Raw genomic sequence first — 19,651 nt, 5'->3', positions numbered from 1 at the left:
GGGGTGTGATGGAATGCCGCCGCTATTAGAGAGCTTGTCCGCCCCTGCGATACTTTGGGGAGAAAGCTGCCATACTAACACAATAACGGTAGCTTCCTTGGGTGTTTCTGGTTATAATGATTCAAGCGAAACGGATACGGATTTACATACCCGGCGTTTCGAGGGTGGGCCGAGGGATACTTCAGAAAGAAGGATGAATGTTGGTACGTTTTCTCGATCACCGGTTCGGGCTCAAAGCCCACGGAACGACCGTGCGCCGCGAGCTCATGGCCGGATTGGTATCATTCGTGACCAGCGTCTATATTATTATTGTCAATTCCGCGATTCTCGCGGATGCCGGAATTCCCGTTCAGGCGGGAATGATCGCCACCATCGCCACTTCGTTCGTCGGCTGCTGGCTGATCGGCTGGTGGAGCAACACGCCGCTCGTTATCGTGCCGGGCATGGGAATCAACGCCCTGTTCACCTACACCGTCGTGCATACGATGGGGCTGTCGTGGCAGGAAGCGCTTGCGGCCGTCTTCGTCTCGGGGCTTCTCTTCTGCCTGGTCGCCTTCACGGGGCTGGCCGGGCGGATCTCGCAATCGGTCCCGCATACGCTGAAAGAAGCCATCGGGGTCGGAATCGGGCTGTTCCTTACGTTTATCGGCCTGCAAAAAAGCGGGATCGTCGTGCCGAGCACCTCGACGTTTATCGCGCTGGGCGATCTCGGCAGTCCCGAAGCGGTCGTCACCCTGCTCACGCTCGCCCTCATGGCCGTGCTTTACGTCCGCGGGGTGAACGGCAGCTTCCTCATCGCCATCGTGTTCGGAACCGCCGTCGCCTGGCTGCTCGGCCTGGTCAACCCGGCAGCGGAGGGCCCCGGGTTCGGGCTTCGCGATGCCACCGCCGTCTTCGGCGCGCTTTCCTTCGGGAGCCTCTGGTCGCTTCCGTTCTGGATCGCGGCCTTCTCGATGGCGATGGTTATCGTCTTCGAGAATCTGGGCCTGATCCACAGCCAGACGGCCAGCTTCGGGCGCCCGGATACCTACCGCCGCGCGTTTCAGGCCGCGGCGGTGTCGAACGCGGCCGCCGGACTGCTCGGCTCGAGTCCGGCCGTATCCGCGGTCGAAGGCTCGGCCGGTATCGCTTCCGGCGGACGCACGGGTCTGACCGCCGTGTTTACCGGCGTGCTTTTTCTCGGCTCCTACTTTGCGGTGCCGCTGCTTCAGGCCATTCCGGACAGCGCGATCGCGCCCGTGCTGATTATCCTCGGCTCGCTTATGCTCGGCAGCATTAAAGCGATCCCTTTCGAGGATTTCAGCGAAGCGTTTCCCGCTTTTCTCGTGATCGCGCTGATCCCGCTGACTTACAGCATCGTCGACGGAATCGCGTTTGGCTTTATCGCTTATCCGGTCGTGAAGCTAGCGGCCGGTAAAGGCCGCCAGGTTTCCGCGACCCTGTACGTCATTGCCCTGCTCTTTCTCCTGTACGAAATTTTGCAGGTTATGAACAAGTAACGGATGCCGCGGGCAAATCCGGTTTACCCGGGTTTACCGGCTGTGCGCACTTCTTTTGTACGGCACAAAAAAACGCCTGTCCGCGCTTCCTTCTCGGGAAGACGGGCAGGCGAATTTTTTAACCGGAGCCGTACGGTTACGAACTCCATCCCGAAGCCATGACGATGAACGTAACGAGGGCCGCCAGGCCGACTACGAGGTAGACGGTCCCCTGGACTTTCTTTTTCTGAAAAAACCGCATGATGCTCATGCTGACCATCGATCCGATAAAAAGGATCAGCAGCAGGCTCGTTACGAACATGCCGGTTGTTAACGCGTCCAAAGAAGTTGTTGCCACGACGTTTTCCACCTCGATAAAATTGGTTTTCCGGTATCCTGTAAAGATCCTTCCTCGATTATAACCGGAAACAAGGCGAAAACGGTACATTCTTTCTACATTTCTATGAACAAAAAGAAAGGCGGGTGCCCGGATGATTTTGCATAAAGGCGAGGTGCTGTTCCGGCAGGGGGAACAAGGCCCCTTGTTCCGCATCCGAAGCGGTCTATTTAAAGTCGTTCGCCTTCAGGAGAACGGGGAACAGTTTCTGTTCAACATTCTGAACCCCGGCGAGCTGATTCCGCACCATTCCCTGCTCACGCCCAAAGAATACCACGGGACCGCGATTGCCCTGATTACAAGCGAAGTCGAGGTCATTCCGGCCGCGCAGTGGTACGCGGGGCTTGAAGAGAATCCCCTCCGCTACCGGGATGCCGCTTTTGTGCTGCAGGACAAGCTGAGGGCGATGCAGCAGCGCATCGATCAGCTTACCGCGCTCACTCCCGCCCGCAAAATCGAGCTGCTCGGGCAGTGGTTCGCCCGCTATGTCGGGGACATTCCGCTTGGCGATGTGCTGACCCAGGAAGAGATCGGGCAGCTCGTCGGCCTGCGGCGCGAAACGGTCAACCGGCTTCTCCGGAAGCGGCGATGAGCGCCAAGAAAAAGGTCCGCCATGGCGGACCCTTTTTTTATTGCAGGGAAAGGGACGGCCCGAAAAATTCATAGTGGACGGATTCCGCCGGAACGCCAGACTTCTGCAAGTAACCGATCATGTCACGCATAAAAGATACGGGGCCGCAAATATAATAGTCGGCATGCTCGCCGGCTTCCGCCGTTATCTCCTTCAGCTTCTCCGCCGTCAGCCGGCCTTCCGAATGAAAGGCGCCCCCGGCTTTGTCTTCTTCCGTCGGCTGCGTGTAGCAGATATGCGTACGCAGACAAGTTTCGTCCGCCGCCGCAGTCCCCTCGTCCTTCATCGCATCCTTCATGGCGTGCACCCCGCCGTCGGCCGCGCTGTGGATGAAAGCAACGGACCGCTCCGGCTGCTCGGCCCGAATCGTTCTCAGCATGCTCATCAGCGGAGTCAAGCCTACTCCAGCGGACAGGAGCACGACCGGCGTATCCTCGGAACGGTTCAGCGTAAAGTCCCCGGCCGGAGCGGAGAGCAGAAGGGTGTCGCCTTCCCGAACGGCTTCGTGCAGATAAGTCGATGCGACTCCCGGCTCGCGGGTATCCGCACCCGGCTCCTTCTTCACCGAGATCCGGTAATAAGGCTGTCCCGGGCGGTCCGACAAGCTGTACTGCCGGTTCACGAGATGTTCCCGCCCGGGGATTTTCATCTGCACGGTCACATACTGACCCGGCTCGAAAGCCGCCAGCGCTCCCCCGTCCTCGGGCACCAGGTAAAACGACGTGATGTTCCCGCTTTCCGCCGTTTTCCTACGCACCGTAAACTTGCGGAATCCCGCCCAGCCTCCCGGCTGATGGAGCGCCTCATCCGCCATTTCCGTCTCCACGCCGATAAAAGCCGCGGCGATCACGGAGTAAGCCTCTTCCCAGGCGCCGAGAATCTCCGGCGTCGCCGCATCTCCCAGCACCTCGGAGATCGCACCGAGCAAATTCTCGCCGACAATCGGATACTGCTCCGGCGTCACTCCGAGACTCCGGTGCTTATGAGCGATCCCCTTGACGGCCGGCATGATTTCATGAAGCCGGTCGATATGAACGGCGGCCGCATACACCGCGTTGGCCAGAGCCGTCTGCTGCCGCCCCTGCTTCTGGTTGCCGTGGTTGAACAAATTCAGCAGCTCCGGGTGGCTTTCGAACAGCTTTTCGTAAAAACGGGTCGTAATGGCTTTTCCGTGCACTTCCAGAACCGGTACGGTGGACTTGATGATCTCAATCGTTTCGGGTTTCAGCATAATTAATCTCCCCTTCGTGTTCGTTCTTGTTCTCAGTATAAAAAATCACACCCCTTCCCCTGGTGATTCCAATCACACCGCTTATTGCAGCTTTGTGAACACTCTAGCATCTCTCCCGTCGGCTTTTTTCGTCATAGAGTCGGTTTTCCCCTCATAGAATGGGGTATCACCTGCAAGGAGGATGTCTTCGCTCATGAACAAAAAGCACATCGCCGCACTGGTCGCGTTAGCCTCTACAGCAGCCTTGCTTGTGCTTCTGACCGGCTCCCTGGGGGGCCGGAAATCGCTTCTTGCCGAAACGCTGAGCGCCGCCGCGGGCTCCAAGGCAGGTTCGATTACACAGGCGGAAAATCAGGCTTTATCCGCCCCCCGGCAGCTCCGGGCCGTCTGGATCGCCACGGCCTGGAACATCGACTGGCCGTCGAGCCAAGGGCTGTCCGCCGCCAAACAACAGCAGGAGTTCATCGCCATGCTGGATGAAGCCAAGAATGTGGGAATGAACGCCGTCATCGTACAGGTCAAGCCCAACGCCGACTCTCTTTATCCGTCCGAGTACGGCCCCTGGTCGGATATCCTGACGGGCAGGCAGGGCCAGTCCCCCGGTTACGATCCGCTCGCCTTTATGGTCGAGGAGGCGCATAAGCGCAACCTGGAATTCCACGCCTGGTTCAACCCCTACCGCATCGGCAAAACCAAAGACGCCGGCAAGCTGGCCGCCGATCACCCGGCTCTGAGGCACCGCGACTGGGTGGCGGCTTACGCGGGAACCCAGTATTACAACCCCGGTATACCGGAGGTCAGGGATTTTGTCGTGGCCGGCATTACCGAAGTCGTCCGGAAGTACGATATCGACGCCGTTCATCTCGACGATTATTTTTATCCGTATCCCGAGAAAGGCAAAGATTTTCCCGATGATTCCGCTTACCAGAAATATGGTAAATCGGAGTTCAGCTCCAAGCCCAATTGGCGCAGGGATAACGTTAACCGACTCGTTGAAGCCATTCATGCCGCCATCAAAAAGGAAAAGCCCTACGTTAAATTCGGCATTTCTCCGTTCGGCGTATGGCGCAACCAGAATGCGGACCCGACCGGATCGGAAACGACGGCGGGCACCACGAATTACGACACGCTTTTTGCGGATACGAGAGCGTGGATCAACGCCGGCTGGGTCGACTATATCGCCCCGCAGCTGTATTGGAACTTCGGCTTCAAGCCGGCGGCCTACGATAAACTGGCCGACTGGTGGATCAAAGAAACCGAGGGCAAGCCGGTCCAGCTGTACATCGGGCACGCGCCCTTCAAAATCGGCCAGCAGGACCCGCCGGGCTGGCAAAACCCCGACGAGCTGCCGGATCAGCTCAAGTTCAACGCCCGCAGCGCCGGCAAAATCAGCGGCAGCATCCTGTTCAGCCTCAAGGATATCCGCCGCAATCCGCTCGGATTCCGCGACCGGCTGAACACGGAGCTGTATGCCAGCCCGGCGCTGGTGCCGCCCATGCCTTGGCTGGGGAGCGCGGCGCCTCAGCCGCCGAAGACTCTCTCCGCCGAGAGCACGGCGGACGGCGTCCGGCTGGATTGGCGCGACGGCGGCGGGAACCCGGCCTACTACGCCGTCTACCGCGCCGAAGGCAGCGGCTCCGAGGCCGCACGCCTGATCGGCACCGTCCGCAGCGGCGGAAGCGGGTCCCAGACGTTCACCGACCGCGCCGCCCCGGCCGGGAAGCCCCTGCGTTACGTCGTGACCGCGCTGGACCGGCTGCATAACGAAAGCACGACGAGCCGGACCGCCTCCGCCGACGTGCCGGGCAGGTTCGCGAAGGCGAAGTAACACGAATACCCTCCATCCGCTTATCCGGGATGGGGGGTATTTTTATGGACGGAACATGGCGGGAACGGCAAGCGGGGCTTATTCGTTCCAACGCCCGGCCTGTTCGCGCGTCCGGTAAATCGTCTACGAGCCGGTTGATCCCAGCACCCGCCCGGCGGGAACGTGGTACCGGCAAATGCCGTCGATGTTGTCCTGCAGAACGCCTCCGCAGCTTTCGATCACTCGGCGCGACGGCGCGTTATCTTCGTTGCAGGTCAGCAGCGCTTCATGTATGCCCTTGCCGGCCGCTTCCCGAAGAAGGAGCTGCAGCAGCAGCTTCGCATAGCCTTTCCCCCGCTCCGAAGGGCGGATGACATAGCCGATATGGCCGCCCCGTTTCTTGAGCTGGCCGTTCAGCGCGTGCCGCATTTTCCCGTAGCCGACAGGCCTGCCGTCCGCATAAAGCCAATAAACCGTTTGAGGGACGAGCCCTTCCGGCAGCTGTTTGGCCCGCGCCATGTTATAATTTTTGACAAGCAGATTATGAAACTCGTCCCGGGTTTCGCTGTAAAAGCTGTTCACAAACCCGTTCGCTCCCAGGCCGATCTCACGCGTCATTTCAAAAATGTCCGAGCCTTCCTCCAAATTCAGTTCGAGCAGTTCTTCATTCATACGGGCAGCTCCTTTACTCCTTTTGAAAAATATACGGGATTTCGAGAGGAAAAAAAAGACCCTTTTTCATAAAAGGATCAAGCTGCGCACCAAAAAAACACCACAGCCCAGGAGGAGCAAGGCAGAGCAATCAAACTCAGAACAGGAGATGTTTAAGCTGGGACCAAGCAATCATAAGAAGAAATGGTACTTAAGAAACGGTTTTGTACTCGCTTTATGTGCGATAACACCGCCTATAGGGTACATTCATGTTCTAGTAAACCGGAAACATTGGGAACGCAAAGAAATGTTAAGCTACTTAGTCTGGGCAACCGTGTTTACATCCTTCTGGCTCTTAAAATTTGTCTCTAAAGAATTGCAGCTTGTCGCCTTGATCCTAGCCTTGGTTTTCTTGTATTCAGGAAAAAAAAGGTAAGGACCGGCCCTATTTCTTAACACCTTACATATTTACGTTTGAAACCAAGTTGGCCTTTATTTGCTGCCTTTTGAATATTTTCGGAAGCATCTAGAAACTTACTTTTTGTCTTGTCCCGTTTGACTTCTACCGGGCCTACTGCCTTTGCGGTCTCGACCGCCTTATCATGAAGAGGCAAATAGGAGACTCCCACTGTGTAAATAAAATTATTCATGGCGTATTTCGCTCTTTCGGGAGAATCATGAATCGTATTTTCCACAATTTCAAGCATATCGGCAAGTTTGCTTTCGGAAAATTCACCGTCATGCCGACTCCCCAAAAGCCAGCAGTAACAACTCCAGCCCGCTGACATTCTCAACTCTTGACCGCTTGCGATCCATTTATCCGCAACTTCTTGTGCAATACCTGTTTCTGCCAAGGTTACGGCCACCACATAATCGGACAGCATATAAAAATACGCGGCATCTATCCAACGCTCAAAATCCGCGGCAGTCATGGCTTTCGGGTCCGCTATTACGCCGGCAAAAATACATGGCGTCATAATTCCCCGAGTTGTAAAGCTCCTCGGCCAGAGGCTGATTCTTTTTAATTTTCTTAGCTATGGGTTTCATTGCGCCTGTAGCCACGCCAAAGAGCGGTTCGTGCGCGCCATTGGAAACGTAAATTTTCTTGGTTCGTTCCTTGCCGAGACTTTCAAGTTCCTGCATGACCATTTCGAAATTCATTGTCTATCCTTCCTTATTTTCGAAGGATTTCATCAAGCTTAGTATAGCCAATACGGGATAAAGATTATCTGCTGTATAGCCCCATTTAGAAACTTCACTGCTTATTATACAGACATTTTCCTGTTGCAAAAACTTATTGACGGATATTCTATCCTAAATCTGCGACAAGAACATACGTCAACAAGTTAATAAGGCTAATCACATTTTTTAATTTCCCCACGGTAATTTTCCATTCTGAAACTAGCTCCACATCCACAGGAAGCTTTGCATTAGGGTTATTCAAGGTGAAACCGCCTATCATCCCTCTTTCTTCATAATCAATTTGAAGACCTTCCATATATGGCATACTATTCGTATGAACCAATAGACTAAATTCCCCTTTATTTAACAAGATATCATCTTCTGTTTTCTGCTCATCCGCTATAAGAGTATAGGATAAACCACTGCATCCCCCCTCATCGACGCCTATTCTAAGGAAAGAATTTCGGGCATTAGCACTTGATAAGATTTCGACGATTTTTTCTGTTGCTGCTTCACTGACCTGTATCATCGTTGTATTTCTCCTTTGAACGTCATTTTGGGTTTGCCGGTCTGATCCGGGTGCTGGCGAATAAACTCGTGACGATTAACAAGAGATGAAAGCCCATCGTTACAATTAATCCGGATTGCAGCGACATCCCTGCAGCTTGACAAACAACAAGAATAGAACCGCCTATCCCGATAACCACGCCAGGTGTAAAAGAATCCGCGAATTGCAGATTTGCGGAAGTTTCTCCAACATCTCCATTCCCTGTTTGGGAAAATGCCACAACGCCGCTAATAGGATGCGCCAATCCAATTCCGATTCCAGCTATGATTTGTCCGATAACCGCAACGGCAACTGTCACAACAGGTACCCAGAAAACCAAGGCAATTCCAATTGCAAGCAGTACCACACCCAGGATAATTCTTGTATGACGCCCGCGGCCTTGGTCTGCCGAATCCCAACGTCCTTGCAAATAGGCAATGATGCACCAGCTTAGCGCAGCGCTCGCTACAATTAATCCGGCCTGAGAAGGAGTGATACCTTTCACATCTATTAAAGCCAGTACCAAGAAATTCTGTGTGCTGGCATAGGCGGCGAAGAACAACCCGCGTGTTGCTAGAATAGCCGGCATCCCTCTTCGGAAAGCAAGCGTTCCCTTAGGCAGCAATTTGCACAGCGGATATCCCATTAGCGCTAAGCCGATCATGACTAAAACAAACCCTGTAAGAATCGGCAGCATGCTTAGACCAACTAAGAAGATTCCCGTACCTATCGTTAACAGCAAGGCCAGCCATGTGGCTGAAGCCCCGTTGTTCCCTTGCGTCCTCTGTGTTTTTAATTTCCTGAATGCAGGTAAGCTAAGCAGTGCTGAAACAACCAGGATCGGTAAGATCCCCCAGAAAACAAACCGCCAGGACCATTGATCAGCGATAAGACCCGCAACGTATGGACCGAGCATGGACGGAAGAACGTAGGCAGTACCGAATGCTCCAAGGATTTTGGCACGTAATTCATCCGGGTAACTTAAGGATATGGCCGTGTACACGCAAGTCATCATAGCTCCGGCACCTAAACCCTGCATAGCCCGCGCCCCTATCATGGTATACATATCGCCTGCTGTTGCGGCAGCGATCAGCCCGACGACAAACAAAATAAGCGCGAAAGTGAACGGTGCCGCAGGTCCTTGTCTATCAATGATTCGACCGACGACCAAGGTGCCGATAATCTGCGCAAGCAGATACGTACTGAATATCCAACCGAATAGGTCAAGGCCGTTCAAGTCACTGGCAATGGAAGGGGCAATCGTCGTGACCGATAAGCCTTCGAATCCGACTGCCATCACCGACAGTATGATTCCTATGGACAATGCAAAATAACGCGGGCTGAAAATGCTTTGAGAACTAGACGACATGAAAGGTGACCTCCAAGAAAATTTTTATGTATACATCGTATCCGGATACTTAGTAAACATTTATGTTGATAAAGTTTAAATTACAGTCCGATTTTGACTTTGTCAACATTTTTGTTTAAAATGTAGACAGTGAACTAGATCCGGTTGCTTAATAAGGAGGTTCATCATGAGCCCAAATCGAACGAATAAGGATGCCTCGACCAGTACCCGGAGAGCGATCATTGATCTGCTAAAACAGCAGGGAGGAATGGATGTTGTGGCACTATCCTCCAACTTTTCGCTATCCGGAATGGCTATTCGTCAACATTTAAATGCGCTGAAAGAAGAAGGATTCGTTACTTATGAAGAAGAAGCCCGCCCCATGGGCCGGCCAACAAAGCTATGGAGATTAACTCAGGAGGCTGATCGTTTTTTTCCTAGCGGATATTCTGAGTTATCCGTCAGTCTGATCCATTCGATGAAAGAAGCTTTCGGAAACGAGGGGCTGGACAAGCTGCTGGCTGTCCGGAATAAAAAGTTGCAAGAGCAGTATCTCCAGTACATCGGAGACGCATCTGACGTAAGAGAGAAACTGGACAAACTGGCCGAAATTCGAACCCGCGAAGGCTATATGGCCGAGGTCAAGGACCAAGGCGACGGCAGTTTCTTGTTTATTGAGAAGCATTGTCCGATCTGTGAAGCTGCTGTTGCATGTACCGGGTTATGTAAGAATGAGCTGCATTTATTTCATACAATTCTTGGGAAGCATGTTCTTGTTGAACGCGTAGAGTATATTTTGGCCGGGGGAAGAAACTGTGTATACAGGGTTAGGGAAAATAATCTGTGACCAAGAGAACAAAGCACAGCAATTGAACCAAATGAATTGAAGCTGCGAACAAAAAAACACCGCAGTCCAGGAGGACTGCGGTGCCCGAGTATGCCGATGAAAGTTAAAGCTCCACTACCTTGGTCGCAATATTGCTGCAAAATTCTCGGTCATGCTCCACAAAAAGAAGGGTTGGCTTATGTTCAAGCAGCAATTCTTCAATTTGCATTCGCGATACCACGTCGATAAAATTAAGCGGCTCATCCCAGATATGCAGATGAACGTGCTCGCACAGACTTTTGGCGATCAGCACCTTCTTCTTCTGCCCGCCGCTATATGACGAAATGTCCTTCTCGAATTGGACCCGCGCGAAATCCAGTTTTCTCAAGATCGATTTAAACAGGCTTTCGTCTACTCCGTTTTCCCGGGCGTAGTCGGATAAGCTTCCGCGCAGATGGGCGGTATCCTGCGATACGTAGGATATTTTCAGCCCGCTCCCTTTCCGGAAGGTGCCGGTGTAGTCGAGATCTTCGCCGAGAATCAGCTTCAGAATACTGGATTTTCCGGAGCCGTTTTTGCCCGAAAGCGCAATCCGCTCTCCCTGTTCCACCGTAAAGCCGATATCGCCGCACACCGTCTTATCGCCGTAATGAATCGACACGTGGTCGAGCTCGGCCAGCTGGTTTTTGTGATAAACAAGCTGGGAAATCTTCAAGCTTTCGGAGCTTTCGATATTTTTCAGGAGATGTGAACGATCTTCAATCGCGGACTGCTGTCTTTGCTCGATGGTTTTGGATCGTTTCATCATTTTGGCGGCTTTGTGGCCGACGTATCCTTTATCTACCTTGGAGCCGGAATTTCTTGTGCCGTTCTTCGTCTTCTCCACTTCGTGCGACCAGCCGCTTGTCCGTTTGGCCGCTTCCGATAAGCGCTTGATGTCTTTTTTCAGCTTTTCGTTCTCCGCAAGCTCAAATTCGTCCTGCATTTCTTTGTTTCTCCACCAGTCCGAGAAGTTGCCTTTCCGGATTTCGATGTTGGTTTTGTTGATGGACAAAATGTGATCGACGCAGTCATCGAGAAAAGCTCTGTCGTGAGAGACCAGAATATATCCGCTTTTGTTCCTCAGATAGCTGCTGACCAGTTTGCGCGCTTCCATATCGAGATGGTTGGTCGGTTCGTCAATGAGCAGAAAGCTGTTCTCCTTAAGAAACAAAGCGGCCAGCATCACTTTCGTCTGCTCCCCGTTCGACAACGAGTCAAAGGGCCGGTCCAGCACATCCTCCGATACCTTTAGCAGGGAAAGCTCCCGCAACAGTTCCCAATCCACATAATCCGGAAAAATGTCGCGGATCACATCCAGCGTCAGATTTTCCTTGTTGTCCACGGGATAAGGAAAATAGTCAAACTGGACCTGAGCGGAAATCGTTCCGCTGTATTCATACTTGCCTTGCAGCAGGTTCAGAAACGTGGTTTTCCCCCGGCCGTTCCTCCCAGTAAAGCCCAATTTCCAATCGGTATCGATCTGAAAGCTTACCTCTTCGAATATGTTATCGTAACTGCCGTCATAAGCGAAAGTCAGGTTAGAGACTCTAATCAATGACATGATTGAATCCTCCTCCTTTGAATAAAAAAATGAGCTGCAAGAAAGTTATACCTTTCCCGCAGCTCAAATATTAAATCAAATCCAGCCCGCGACGGGTCCAGACCTGAATATCCGATTTGAGTGAAAAGGAGATGTAACTTTCTTGCAGATAATAAATAAAACAAGCGAAAAACTTCGCTCTTTGTTTTATCATTACGCGCGCAAGAAAGTGTACATTATCCTCTTCAACTCCTTTAGTAAATTATTGACATCGTAGCATACTCACTCTATATTTGCAACCCGCCGCCGTTAGCGCGAATCCCCGTGCCTGATTGCCGCTCCCCTTCCAAAAAAGGCCGAAGTCACGTTACCCCGACCGGGCCAGGCGAAATCCGAGATCGTCTATGCCAAAGGTCGGATGGCTCCGGCGGCGGCACGTTGCCCCGCAGCCCCTGGCCTCTTCGGCCCAACTGCCTCCGCGGAAAATCCGGTAGGAGCCGTACACTTTTTCATCGTATACATCCCAGCACCACTCCCAGACATTCCCCAGCATATCGTAGAGTCCCCAGGCGTTCGGTTCCTTGGTCCCTACTTCTTGAGCCCCGCCTCCCGAATTTTCGTTGTACCAGACTATCTCATTCAGATCTCCGTATCTGTAACCGGCAGTCCCCGCTTTGCATGCGTACTGCCACTCCGCTTCCGTCGGAAGCCGGTAGCCGTCCGCCTCCCAATCGCACAGGATCGTTAGACCGTCTCCGCTTATCGAATAACACTCTTTCAGTCCGGCCTGCCGTGAAAATAGATTACAAAAAGAAACGGCTTCCTCCCAGGAAATATTCACAGCCGGCTTCAAATATTCGTCCGGTGAATAGGGTGAATTCGTCGTAACTGCCTTGTAAAGCCCCTCGGTTACAGGATATCGGGCAAGCAGAAACGCTCTTATTTCGGCTTTCCATTTGGTATGGACCCGGTCGTCTCTTAATTCGATTTCTCCGCCCGGAATGTTGACCATCGGATGGTCTATGTATGCTGTTCGTTCATCAGACAAACGGCCTTCCTCCCAACGACTATGATTTTACAAATCTTACCGCGCTTGGAACCGTTAATCAATATAAAATTACCCGCACACGACGATCTGCAAAATGCGGCTTGCCGGCCGCATACCAAACGGCACGATAAATCGATCCCCGTCCAAAGAAAGGAGCACGTTATCCGCATCGCTATGATTACAGGTTAACGCCATGGCGACCGTATTAAAAAAAACCGCGATAATCGCGGTTTTCCCAGGCATTTTAGGGTGCTTTCGATAGGAGAACCTTTGGTTCCCTGCCGTTTGACCGGGGTGACGCAAGACCGGAATTCCTAAGAGGACAAGGAGCTCTCCTCCGGAGCGTTGTCCGCCCGGAACCGGGCGGCGATGAGCTTTTCCAGCAGCAGATGCCCCGCATACAGCCCTCCCATAATAAGCAGCATCCCAAGCGGCCCTTTCTGCAAGGCCGTCTGCCAGCCTTCGTAATATGCGAAGACACCGATTAACATACTTAGACCGAGCACGTACACGAACATTTTCTTTTTACGGGATTCTTTTTGGGGAACATACAGAAGTTTTTCACGAAGCCGGATATTCATCGACAACAGAGAGATCAGGACAACATAGATCGTTTGACCGGGGTGAGGCGAGTCGAAGAAAATGAACTGGTACACGAAATAAAAAGGGACTCCGTACGTACCCAGAAAGATGGCGTTATAAGCCAGCCTGATTTTCAGCGGAACCATTCAGCTCTCCTTCGTTTCCGGCGGAAGCACCGCCGTATTCGGTTTGGATGCCATGTACGTATCGAGAGCTTTGTTCGCTTTGAGGGCGAGCCTGATTAACACGATCAGAAGAACGATCCCAAGTACAAGCAGGACCGCGTACCCCGCCATCATCAGCATTTGAATCAGTACGAACGGATTTACCGCCGCAGCAGTTGCAGATGCACCACTATCCATTTCCATCTTCCTTCCTGTAACTAAAGCTTAGATCCATCTTACGAAGCTTTTGCGGGTAAAAGCGATGTTCCGGGCCTCTGCCCAGCTGCTTAGAGCCTCCATGCCTTCTTCATCCCGGAAACGGAACGTTAAATGAGCGGGGACGTCGAAACGGCCTTGGAGTTTAATGCCGATCACGTCTCTGCCGAACTTCCCCCACCTGCGGATTTCTTCGATTTCATGGGTGCTCACTCTCCGGCCTTCGGCGACGAGCGATTGAGGTTCCAACAGAATCGGAGATCTTGGCCGAAGAGCCCGACTCGCCTGAATTGCGAACAAAACAGCTAAAGCCAGCGTAATGCCGCCGAAAACATAAGCCTGCTGTATATTTCCTCCGTAAAGCGTCGCTATAAAACTTGTGAGCGAAATACAGACAAGTATAAGCCGCATGAATAACAGGCCGGGACCATCCACCGGTTTGACGAAAACGGAAACAGGCACTTTCATGTCCGGTTTCACTCCTTCAACGGTTTCTCTACTCACTTGTTATATTTTACCACCCCTTAATTCTTCTTCACAGCTCTTTATTCTCTTTATTGTCGTAAAGCTCCAATATCCCTCTCGTTACCGCGACTAACCCCGAACGAAGTTCCTCCGGCGCGAGAACATAAACGCTGCTGCCGTAACCGAGCAGGATGCCTATAGCCGATTCCAACGTATTGAATTCGGTGTCCGCTTCCACCCAGCCGTTATCGGCTTCGCTTAGATGCCGTACTTTTGCAAACCGTTCTCTGGAAAAGCGGTGAAGCTCCGTCTCCCTGATCTTAATTTTTGCGGGATAGCGCGGAAGCTTTGCCGCAAACTCTTTCAGGGACTGTTCCCAGTACTCGGCAAGATCGAATGACGTCGGCCTAGTAAAATGTTCCTCCGAGAGCTCCGCGTCAAGCAACCGGGAGATTCTGTAGGTTCTCATCTCTCCCTCTGTCTCGGCAACCGCATACCAGATGCTGCCTTTGGCGACGAGGCCGAGCGGATGGATGATCCGCTCCGCGATCCGGTCGTCGCGCCGGTAGCGGATGCGCAGCTTCCTCTCTTCCCACACCGCTTGCTGTGCGAGCGGAAGATGGGGAAGCTGCTCGGCCGAGCGGTGCCAGCCTGCGCCGTCGATGTGGATGCGCTGCCGGACGCGCTCCGTTTCCTGCCGCATGGATGCGGGCGAAGCGGCCAGCAGCTTCTGGAAGGCGCTGTCGTATTCGCTGCTCATGCCGAGATCCGACAGCAGCGCGGAAGTGTTCGCGATCAGAAGCGTCGCGATTTCCTCCGCTTTCATGCCGGTCAGCCGGGTGCGGTATCCTTCCGTCAGGGACCATCCGCCGCCCGAACCCCGCTCGGCATAAACCGGAATGCCCGCCGCGCTCAACGCCTCCATGTCCCGGAAAATGGTCCGTTCCGACACCTCAAGCTTCTCGGCGAGTTCGCGGGACGACATTTTCCCATGGTTTTGCAGCAACAATAAAAGAGACAGCAATCGGTCGGCTCTCATCGTTATTCCTCTTTTCTTCCTTGTTCGGCATCCCCGGCCCATTCTCTTCCCTCAGCGGTTTTTCCCTATCGGCAGTTCTGAACGGCGCGGGGTTTTTCGTTTAATTTACTATAGCAATTATGACAAGGGTTGTCATATATCCCCTCTTATACTGGGTACAGGTTGCGGGTGGCTAATCGATCCGCAGCCTGCACAGACACAGCAATCCGCTATTAGTTGAGACCAAAAGGAGAGATCGCGATGAAATCGAAATCACTGGAAGGAACGATTGCCGTAGTGGCAGGAGCGACGCGCGGCGTCGGACGAGGCATTGCAGCCATGCTCGGGGAGGCGGGAGCGACCGTGTACTGCACGGGGCGCAGTGTCCGTGGAAACCTCTCGAACATGGGGCGCAGCGAAACGATCGAGGAAACGGCCGAACTTGTGACCGCTAAAGGAGGGCGGGGAATTGCCGTCCGCACGGACCACACGGTAGAAGAAGATGTTAAAGCGCTCTTCGAGCGGGTAAAACTGGAGCAGAACGGCAGGCTTGACCTCCTGGTGAACGATGTGTGGGGCGGGGATCCTTTGACCGAGTGGGGAAAAACGTTCTGGGAGCACTCTCTGCAGGACGGACTTCTCATTCAAGAGCGTGCGGTTCGTTCCCATATGCTCACCAGCTATTACGGAGCCCCTTTGCTGGCGTCCCGCAAGCAGGGCATGATTCTCGAAATCACCGACGGTTTCGATTACCGCTACCGGGGGAACCTGTATTACAGTCTGGCCAAAATTTCCGCCATTCATCTGGCGGAGGCGATGGCCGCGGATCTGCGGCCGCACGGAGTAACGGCGGCAGCCGTCACACCGGGTTTTCTCCGCTCGGAAGCGATGCTTGATCATTTCGGCGTAAAGGAAGAAAACTGGAGAGACGCCATCGCGCAGGAGCCTCATTACAGCGAGTCCGAAACGCCGTTCTATATCGGACGGGGAATCGCCGCACTCGCGGCCGATCCGGACAAATTCGCGAAGTCGGGCAAGGTGCTGACGAGCTGGGGATTGTCCGACGAGTACGGCTTCAGCGATGTCGACGGCAGAAGACCCCATTGGGGCCAACATGCGGCGGAGCACGGCTTGTACGACGAGCGGCAGGACGCTTAAGACGCCAAATAAGGCAGCCACGATTCAGGTGGCTGCCTTAAAGTGTTTTATGCGGTTTGTTTGAGAGAGGGACCCCGCGCTACTCTTCCTGGAACAAATCGGTAGACAGGTAGCGTTCCCCGGTATCGGGCAGCAGGACGACAATCGTCTTGCCCTTGTTCTCCGGGCGCTCCGCCAGCACGGAAGCCGCATGAACGGCCGCTCCGGAAGAAATTCCGACGAGAAGACCTTCGTTTCTCGCAAGAAGACGGGCCGCCGTAAGTGCTTCCTCGTTTTTCACGGTCAGAATCTCGTCTACCACGGACGAATCGAAGTTCCCCGGCACGAAGCCCGCGCCGATTCCCTGGATTTTGTGCATGCCTCTTTTCCCCCCGGACAGAACAGGCGAATCCGCCGGCTCCACGGCGACGATGTTCACCGCGGGATTTTTCGCTTTCAGCGCCTGCCCGACCCCGGAAACCGTTCCGCCCGTACCGACTCCGGCGACAAAAATATCGACGGCCCCGTCCGTATCCCGCCAGATTTCTTCGGCGGTCGTCCGGCGGTGCACGTCCGGATTCGCCGGATTCTCGAACTGCTGAGGAACGAAAGCTCCCGGCAGTTCAGCCGCAAGCTCCTCCGCCCTGCGGATCGCGCCCGACATCCCCTCTTCCGCCGGTGTCAGAACAAGCTCCGCGCCAAGCGCCGCAAGAAGTTTCCTGCGCTCGATGCTGAAGCTCTCCGGCAGTGTGATGATGAGCTTGTAGCCAAGGGCCGCGGCCGCGAAAGCAAGGCCGACGCCCGTATTGCCGCTCGTCGGCTCGATAATGACGGAATCCGGCCGGAGCAGCCCCTTCTCTTCCGCGTCTTTGATCATCGCGTATCCGATGCGGTCCTTTACGCTGCCCGCCGGATTAAAATACTCCAGCTTAGCCAGCAGACGCGCCTCAACCTGCTGTTTTTTGGCGTAATTCACCAACTCCAGCAGCGGTGTGTTTCCGATCAACTGCGTCAAATTCGTTGCAATGTTTGCCATGGTTCTATCCCCCGTTTGAGATGCTTTATCCCTATCATGTTAGTCGGTTATCATTCTACGATACCACCAACGGGGGAAGATGACAAATGGGCGCAGCCTGCCTTTTACCGGCCTCCGGCCGCTTCCAGCATCGCGGCGATTGCCGTGAAATTCCGGGAGACGGCGTGCCGGTAAGCCGTGACACCGTCCCCGTCCGGCAGTTGGACATCCGCCCCATGCTCCAGCAGCAGACGGATAATCGTCTGGTGAACTTCTCCTCCGTCACCGAGGATGACGGCTTCCAGAAGCGCCGTCCAGCCGAGGCGGTTCACATGATTCACGTCCACCCGGGTCCGGGTGAGCAGCTCCCGCACAATATCCGCATGCCCCCGTTCCGAAGCGGGAATGAGCGCCGTCCCCCCGTACCGGTTGGTGAGGGCGGGATCGGCACCGGCGGATATGGCCAGCCGCAGCAGCTCCATATCCCCTTCTGCGCCGGCATACAGGAACAGGTTATCCGAGCGGTCATTGCGGATATTCACGTCCGCCCCTGCTTCGAGCAGAACGCGAACGGCTTCCGGGTGCCGGTTGATCGCGGCCGCCATGACCGGAGTATTCCCGTAGCTGTCCTGCGCATTTACTCCGGCCCCTTCCCCGATCAGAGTCCGGACCTTCTCCGCATCACCTTTCGCAGCCGCCTCCAGCAGCTGCTTGTTTTTTTCACCGGGCATTTCCATTTTTCCAATCCCCTCCGTTTCTAGTCCTTGCGATTCTTGATAAACCGGCGTTTGCGCCGTTCCCGGGTCCGGGCTGCGGGCCGTCCGGCATCCGGTCAGCGCCGCGGAGATCAGGACCGGGACGATCAGAACCGGGATGAAGCTATGGACCCGTTTGAACATCGGCAGCCGCCTCCTTATACTCTATAGGCAAAAGACCTCCGCAGAGGTCTTTTCAAAGCTTGCGTTTAACTGCTTTTCAAAGCATCGGTATTCAAACTGATCTTGCCCTGCTGGGTTGCCCACGCGCCGGACGCCGTGACAGTGTAAGCCTTGCCGGGACTCAGCTGCGAGCCCGCTGCCAGTTCGAACGTGCCGACCGCTCCTTTGCGGCTCGTCACCTTGTAAACGGCCGTCAGTTTCTTGCCGTCTCCGTCCGTCAGCTCTACGCTGCGGCCGGAGAACAGTTCGTCTCGCGGGTCGGCCGCAAGCGTAATGTCGACGGCGGCCCCGCTGACGGCTTTGGCGGACGCGATTACAAGCGGCGCCGCGGCACGGGCGGTGAAAGACGCTTCCGTCACGGTCGCCCAGTCGGCCGTAACGGTGTATTTTACGCCGGGAGTCAGCGTCTGTCCGGCCGGAAGGCGGAATTTGGGCGCCTGTCTGTCATCCGTGGCCTGCGTATACGGAACATATGCGGCGCGGATCGGCTGCCCGCCCTCCGGCGTGAGGGTAACGGACATATCGCGGAGAGAGGAAATGATGTCGTACGATTTTCCGCCGCTTGCGTTGCGGTCGTTCAGGTACATTTCCAGTCCGCCGCGCGTACCGAAGTACGACTCGACCACATAGCCGTAATCGACGATTCCGTCCTTGCGCAGCGATTCCAGCTCGAACGTATCTGCCGTCACCTGCCGAGCTGCCGCCAGTTTTACCGTATGGGCGGAGCCCGTAAACTTGCCTGCGGCTTTGCCTTTGTACGTCAGACTGTAAGTTTTGCCCGGCTGCTGAACGGTGACGGGAACGACATACGTGGAGCGGGCTCCGTTCTTAAGCTGCGGAACGTTGCGGATCGTCATCCCGTTGTCGAATTGAAAATTCGCTTTCGCTTTGTCCAAATTCACGTCGGCCGCCGTCAAAGGGGAGTCAAACGTGATTTCAAGCGTTGCGGCAGACCGCACCTTGATGTCCGTCACGGCCGCGTGCTCCGAAGGAATATGGGCAATCGCCTTAAATCCGAGACGCGCCGCCTCCCCTTTGCGGACACGCGCATCGGGCTCGTAGTTTTTCAGCCACTGCTGAATGACCAGCGGTTTCTTCTCCGTGAGCTGGGCGATCCGGCTGACGAGCTCCTGCTGGGTCAGCATCAGTCTTCCGCGGTCCGAAACGTGCCCCGCAGCGAAATCGTTACCGTTCATCCCCGGCGCCGGCGCAAGGTTCGTGATCCGCGAATCGGCCGGAGACTTGGCGGATTGAGCGGCAGCGGGAGCGGCATTCAAGGGAAGCAGGACCGAAGCGGCTACAGCCGAAACCGTCAGCAGTTGAAGCAAAGTTTTTTTCATAAAAGGTCCTCCTGTAGGGTGAGTGATAAGTTCTTGATTTCATCCTAC

The 19,651-nt window shown here is 54.4% G+C and carries 19 protein-coding genes and 1 pseudogene; 5 read left to right on the top strand and 15 right to left on the bottom strand.

What is annotated here, in order from left to right:
• Positions 1 to 200 precede the first annotated feature (200 nt).
• Positions 201 to 1,499, top strand: a complete 1,299-nt coding sequence (locus ABH899_RS09050; RefSeq protein WP_369995977.1) for an NCS2 family permease — start codon at positions 201 to 203, stop codon at positions 1,497 to 1,499.
• 136 nt (positions 1,500 to 1,635) lie between these two features.
• Here ABH899_RS09050 and ABH899_RS09045 read toward each other — a convergent pair whose 3' ends face one another.
• On the bottom strand, positions 1,636 to 1,836 hold the full coding sequence (locus ABH899_RS09045; RefSeq protein ID WP_009675561.1) for a hypothetical protein: 201 nt from the start codon (positions 1,834 to 1,836) through the stop codon (positions 1,636 to 1,638).
• A 133-nt stretch (positions 1,837 to 1,969) separates the two neighbouring features.
• Here ABH899_RS09045 and ABH899_RS09040 point away from each other — a divergent pair, with 133 nt between their 5' ends.
• A complete protein-coding gene (locus ABH899_RS09040) occupies positions 1,970 to 2,467 on the top strand; it encodes a Crp/Fnr family transcriptional regulator (RefSeq protein WP_369995683.1) in 498 nt (165 codons plus the stop codon).
• Positions 2,468 to 2,504: 37 nt separating this feature from the next.
• Here ABH899_RS09040 and hmpA read toward each other — a convergent pair whose 3' ends face one another.
• Complete coding sequence (hmpA, locus tag ABH899_RS09035) at positions 2,505 to 3,737, bottom strand: NO-inducible flavohemoprotein (RefSeq protein ID WP_369995682.1); 1,233 nt, start codon at positions 3,735 to 3,737, stop codon at positions 2,505 to 2,507.
• A gap of 193 nt (positions 3,738 to 3,930) precedes the next feature.
• Between hmpA and ABH899_RS09030 the strand changes: the two genes are divergently transcribed.
• Positions 3,931 to 5,565, top strand: coding sequence for a glycoside hydrolase family 10-like protein (locus tag ABH899_RS09030; protein ID WP_369995680.1), 1,635 nt, complete (start codon positions 3,931 to 3,933; stop codon positions 5,563 to 5,565).
• A 123-nt stretch (positions 5,566 to 5,688) separates the two neighbouring features.
• Here ABH899_RS09030 and ABH899_RS09025 read toward each other — a convergent pair whose 3' ends face one another.
• The 4 genes and pseudogenes from ABH899_RS09025 to ABH899_RS09010 all read right to left on the bottom strand — a co-directional run bounded on the left by ABH899_RS09025 (position 5,689) and on the right by ABH899_RS09010 (position 9,293).
• Positions 5,689 to 6,216 carry a GNAT family N-acetyltransferase gene (locus ABH899_RS09025; RefSeq protein WP_369995679.1) on the bottom strand — a complete coding sequence of 176 codons (528 nt, stop codon included), beginning with the start codon at positions 6,214 to 6,216 and terminating at the stop codon, positions 5,689 to 5,691.
• Positions 6,217 to 6,647: 431 nt separating this feature from the next.
• Positions 6,648 to 7,356, bottom strand: a pseudogene (locus ABH899_RS09020) (DNA alkylation repair protein).
• Between the two features lie 148 nt (positions 7,357 to 7,504).
• Positions 7,505 to 7,906: a HesB/IscA family protein gene (locus tag ABH899_RS09015; RefSeq protein WP_369995678.1), complete on the bottom strand. Its 402-nt coding sequence runs from the start codon at positions 7,904 to 7,906 to the stop codon at positions 7,505 to 7,507.
• 22 nt (positions 7,907 to 7,928) lie between these two features.
• Complete coding sequence (locus ABH899_RS09010) at positions 7,929 to 9,293, bottom strand: MFS transporter (protein ID WP_369995676.1); 1,365 nt, start codon at positions 9,291 to 9,293, stop codon at positions 7,929 to 7,931.
• Between the two features lie 166 nt (positions 9,294 to 9,459).
• On the opposite strand from ABH899_RS09010, the gene ABH899_RS09005 reads away from it, so the two are divergent.
• Positions 9,460 to 10,119 carry a helix-turn-helix transcriptional regulator gene (locus ABH899_RS09005; protein WP_369995675.1) on the top strand — a complete coding sequence of 220 codons (660 nt, stop codon included), beginning with the start codon at positions 9,460 to 9,462 and terminating at the stop codon, positions 10,117 to 10,119.
• Positions 10,120 to 10,222: 103 nt separating this feature from the next.
• On the opposite strand, the gene ABH899_RS09000 is transcribed toward ABH899_RS09005, so the two are convergent.
• The 6 genes from ABH899_RS09000 to ABH899_RS08975 form a co-directional block, all read right to left on the bottom strand.
• Positions 10,223 to 11,701: an Lsa family ABC-F type ribosomal protection protein gene (locus tag ABH899_RS09000; RefSeq protein ID WP_369995674.1), complete on the bottom strand. Its 1,479-nt coding sequence runs from the start codon at positions 11,699 to 11,701 to the stop codon at positions 10,223 to 10,225.
• Positions 11,702 to 12,047: 346 nt separating this feature from the next.
• On the bottom strand, positions 12,048 to 12,692 hold the full coding sequence (locus ABH899_RS08995; protein WP_369995976.1) for a formylglycine-generating enzyme family protein: 645 nt from the start codon (positions 12,690 to 12,692) through the stop codon (positions 12,048 to 12,050).
• A gap of 350 nt (positions 12,693 to 13,042) precedes the next feature.
• Complete coding sequence (locus tag ABH899_RS08990) at positions 13,043 to 13,456, bottom strand: hypothetical protein (RefSeq protein ID WP_369995672.1); 414 nt, start codon at positions 13,454 to 13,456, stop codon at positions 13,043 to 13,045.
• Positions 13,457 to 13,672: a hypothetical protein gene (locus ABH899_RS08985; RefSeq protein WP_009675574.1), complete on the bottom strand. Its 216-nt coding sequence runs from the start codon at positions 13,670 to 13,672 to the stop codon at positions 13,457 to 13,459. It lies immediately after the preceding gene.
• A 27-nt stretch (positions 13,673 to 13,699) separates the two neighbouring features.
• On the bottom strand, positions 13,700 to 14,158 hold the full coding sequence (locus tag ABH899_RS08980) for a hypothetical protein (RefSeq protein ID WP_369995671.1): 459 nt from the start codon (positions 14,156 to 14,158) through the stop codon (positions 13,700 to 13,702).
• A gap of 67 nt (positions 14,159 to 14,225) precedes the next feature.
• Positions 14,226 to 15,194, bottom strand: coding sequence for a helix-turn-helix transcriptional regulator (locus tag ABH899_RS08975; protein ID WP_369995669.1), 969 nt, complete (start codon positions 15,192 to 15,194; stop codon positions 14,226 to 14,228).
• A 240-nt stretch (positions 15,195 to 15,434) separates the two neighbouring features.
• On the opposite strand from ABH899_RS08975, the gene ABH899_RS08970 reads away from it, so the two are divergent.
• Positions 15,435 to 16,331, top strand: coding sequence for an SDR family oxidoreductase (locus tag ABH899_RS08970; RefSeq protein WP_369995668.1), 897 nt, complete (start codon positions 15,435 to 15,437; stop codon positions 16,329 to 16,331).
• A gap of 79 nt (positions 16,332 to 16,410) precedes the next feature.
• Here ABH899_RS08970 and cysK read toward each other — a convergent pair whose 3' ends face one another.
• The 3 genes from cysK to ABH899_RS08955 form a co-directional block, all read right to left on the bottom strand.
• Positions 16,411 to 17,346, bottom strand: coding sequence for a cysteine synthase A (cysK, locus tag ABH899_RS08965; protein ID WP_009675545.1), 936 nt, complete (start codon positions 17,344 to 17,346; stop codon positions 16,411 to 16,413).
• 104 nt (positions 17,347 to 17,450) lie between these two features.
• Complete coding sequence (locus tag ABH899_RS08960; protein ID WP_369995667.1) at positions 17,451 to 18,224, bottom strand: ankyrin repeat domain-containing protein; 774 nt, start codon at positions 18,222 to 18,224, stop codon at positions 17,451 to 17,453.
• A 65-nt stretch (positions 18,225 to 18,289) separates the two neighbouring features.
• Entirely contained in the window at positions 18,290 to 19,603 is a 1,314-nt protein-coding gene (locus ABH899_RS08955; RefSeq protein ID WP_369995665.1) for a hypothetical protein, read from the bottom strand.
• Positions 19,604 to 19,651 lie beyond the last annotated feature (48 nt).

Origin of the sequence: Paenibacillus sp. RC84, assembly GCF_041260495.1 — a bacterium.
Taxonomy (GTDB): Bacteria; Bacillota; Bacilli; order Paenibacillales; family NBRC-103111; genus Paenibacillus_F.
The sequence above is the reverse complement of the archived record's forward strand: the minus strand, read 5'-3'. Positions and strand labels throughout refer to the sequence as shown.